General features: G+C 64.7%; 4 protein-coding genes. 2 read left to right on the forward strand and 2 right to left on the reverse strand.

Annotated elements, in window-relative coordinates; translation table 11 throughout:
- The first annotated feature begins 33 nt into the window (after window positions 1-33).
- Entirely contained in the window at window positions 34-258 is a 225-nt protein-coding gene (gene infA / locus ACFYZF_RS30580; protein ID WP_387026654.1) for a translation initiation factor IF-1, read from the forward strand.
- A 542-nt stretch (window positions 259-800) separates the two neighbouring features.
- Here infA and ACFYZF_RS30585 read toward each other — a convergent pair.
- Both ACFYZF_RS30585 and ACFYZF_RS30590 read right to left on the reverse strand, forming a co-directional pair.
- The gene (locus tag ACFYZF_RS30585) at window positions 801-947 is read right to left on the reverse strand and encodes a hypothetical protein (protein WP_387026648.1); all 147 of its coding nucleotides are present in this window, start codon (window positions 945-947) and stop codon (window positions 801-803) included.
- Between the two features lie 410 nt (window positions 948-1357).
- A complete protein-coding gene (locus tag ACFYZF_RS30590; protein ID WP_387026650.1) occupies window positions 1358-1591 on the reverse strand; it encodes a hypothetical protein in 234 nt (77 codons plus the stop codon).
- Window positions 1592-2457: 866 nt separating this feature from the next.
- Here ACFYZF_RS30590 and ACFYZF_RS30595 point away from each other — a divergent pair.
- Window positions 2458-2792, forward strand: a 335-nt coding sequence (locus ACFYZF_RS30595; protein ID WP_387026652.1) for a hypothetical protein, incomplete at its 3' end; no start/stop codon positions are given.

The following is a 2792-nucleotide window of genomic DNA, read 5'->3' on the forward strand; positions in this document are numbered from 1 at the left end:
CCGGCCGGTGAGCAGCAACCTGGAGCTGGTGCGATGACGAGGACCAGGAAAGGCGTCGAAGTCGAGGGCCGGGTCGTCGAGTGCCTGCGCAGCGGTATGTTCACCGTGGAACTCGAGAACGGCTACCGGGTCCTCACGCACATCAGCGGCAAGATCCGCCAGAACTTCATCAAAATCTATCTGGAAGACCGGGTGCTGGTCGAGCTCACGCCGTACGACCTGACGCGCGGCCGGATCGTGTTCCGGTACCGGAACTAGTAGCGACGATCGACCCCTCCCACAGCAGCTGATCCCGGATCCCCGGTCACGACATTCCCGTGACCGGGGACCCGATGATGGCTCCGCCTGATTCTCAATACTGTTTGTCAAGCGGCGAGGGCGGTCAGGTCGACCGGAGTCACGTGGAGTAGGTCCGGAACGGCACCGACAGTCGAGGTTTGCTGTCTTCCACCGTCGGCTTCCACCGTGAGCTGACGTGCCTCGTGGGCAGGTCACGATCTCGGCTCGCCAGTCGGCGTGGAAGTCTTCCGTAGCGAAGCCGGGCCGTTCGACGGCACGCGGGTCCTGGCGGACGGGCCGACCTGCTCCACATACTGGGGCACCGCAACCGACCCGGTCGGCTGCCGCTCGCGACGCACCGACCGGCCGTACCGCTGCGCCCATTCCACGGGCATGACACCGGCCAGCCGCACCTCGTCCTCCTCGCCAGGGGCTCCAGCGCGGCGCGCATCGTCTACGCGACCAACTCCCACCCGGCTCAGCCGGTGAACCGCCGCGAGGATATGCATAGAGCCGGTGCGCTACCGGCGCCGCGCACGCACCAGCCCCGCCTGCGCAAGCCGATCAACCATCACCGCGAGCAGCCGATCAGCCCGGTCGCCCTCGGCCAGCCGCTCCCCGAACTCGCTGAGCACCGAATGATCGAACCCGGCCCCGGTCAACTCCATCCCCAACGCCTAATTCCAGTCGATGCGACACGCCACCGCCCGCGTCGCCTGCCGGTCGGTCGGTCGGTCAGTCGGTCAGTCGGTCAGTCGGTCAGTCGGTCGGTGAGTTTCTCCGCACTACTGCAACCAACGCCAACCGAGCAGGCGACAACGCACGACGGAGTCCCCCGGAAACCAAGCCGCCCACCGCCGCAGACGCGGCCGAATCCGCTACCGCTACCGCTCGTAATCAGAAACGGGTATCGGCGTCCGGCCCTCGATCCGGACGGCGATCACGTTCACCACTTGCCGAGCGGGCGGAACGGGCACGTTCGGAGGGCGAAGCGACGGCACCGTCCGGGCTGGCCCTGGGGAACCGGCCCGGGGCGGCCGGATTGCTCAGGCCTTGGTGTGAGGCTCGGTCCGCGCTGCTATTCGGCGGCGTCGTCGACCAGCCACAGACCGTCGATGTCCACCTCGAAGCGCGGCGAGAAAAGGACCCGACGATGCGGGTCGTCGACGCCTGAGTGAACCGGCATATTAAACAGATAAAAGGCCGGTACATCACAGCAGGCGAATTGCGCCGCCGCATACCAGGCATCCGAGTGAAGCAGTGCGGAGAGCCCGGCCCACCGGCGAAAATGGTCTCTGAGCCAGAACCTCACTATCATTTCCTTCGCTTAACGGGAACCGCGTATGCCCATTCGCCACCGTCGAGCAGACGCAGAGGGGCACGGGCGGCCAGCCGGTAGCCGAGAGAGCCGAGGCCCACGGCGACGCCTTGCGCCGGTGGAGTCAGCACAGACTCGCCAGAGTGTCCCGCAGGCTCCAGCCCGCGATCATGGGGGCGCCCGGATCGACGATCGCGCCGGCCGTCGAGAAACGATGCGTGTGTACGGCCCGGATCAGATCGGCTGCGCTCTAGCTCTGAACGTCGACCACCTTTCAGCCCGCCGCGGCGACCTCGTCGTTCACGGCCGCGACGAGGTCGTCTAGCGTGTCGCTGCCGTAGATCTCCGGCTCCCGGTTCCCGGAGAATTCCGAGGTTCGGTCCGCTCAGCAGCAGCATCTCGGTCATCGGGCGCCTCTCGATGTGACGAGCGCGGATGGCGCCGGCCATGTGCACTATCGTGGCAACCCCTCGGTGGCGACGACAACTACCCGGTCTGACAGTGTCCGACTCCTATCTCGCCGCGATCCTATCGACGACGGAGATCACCGAGCGTCACCACCTAATTGATCACCGCCCGGCGCCAACAACCGCGTCACCTGGCCAATGACTCGCGGGACCTCATCAGCCCACCCCCGTCAGATCTGACAGAAATCAGCATGGTCAATATGAATCGAAGTTCATCTTGACATGCCACAACCATGCGGTATCGTCGTCCATGACTGTGGGGGCGATCATCGATTTGCGGGACCGTCTCTCCCCCGTAGGGTTGGTTTTGATTCGTGGAGGCGATTCGGTAATCGGGTGGCGCGCGATACCTTTAAATGTGCTTGAAGACTTCGGGGAGTTCGATTGGGCATTATGGGTCTAGTTGCGTCGGGTCTTTCAACTCACAATTGCATCAATCTTGAAATTCTGCATACTGCTGGTGCGGTCTGGCTTGAGGGTGATGTCGTCTCCGCTATTTCTTTGGCCGAGGCGGCGGCGACGGCGAGGTGTCGGCGGGGTAGTGAGTGCTGCACGGCGTTGGCGAGTCTGCAGCTCGCGCTGTTGCTGACCAATCTGCGGCGTATCGATGAGGCCCGGCATGCGGTGCGTCAGGCCGCCGTGGCTGTCGACGACTCCGCTATCAACGCGGTGACGGCACTGGTCAAGGCCAAGATCGCGCTGTGTGACGGCCGTATTGATGAGGCCGG

Origin of the sequence: Micromonospora sp. NPDC001898, from assembly GCF_042891255.1 — a bacterium.
GTDB lineage: Bacteria > Actinomycetota > Actinomycetes > Mycobacteriales > Micromonosporaceae > Micromonospora.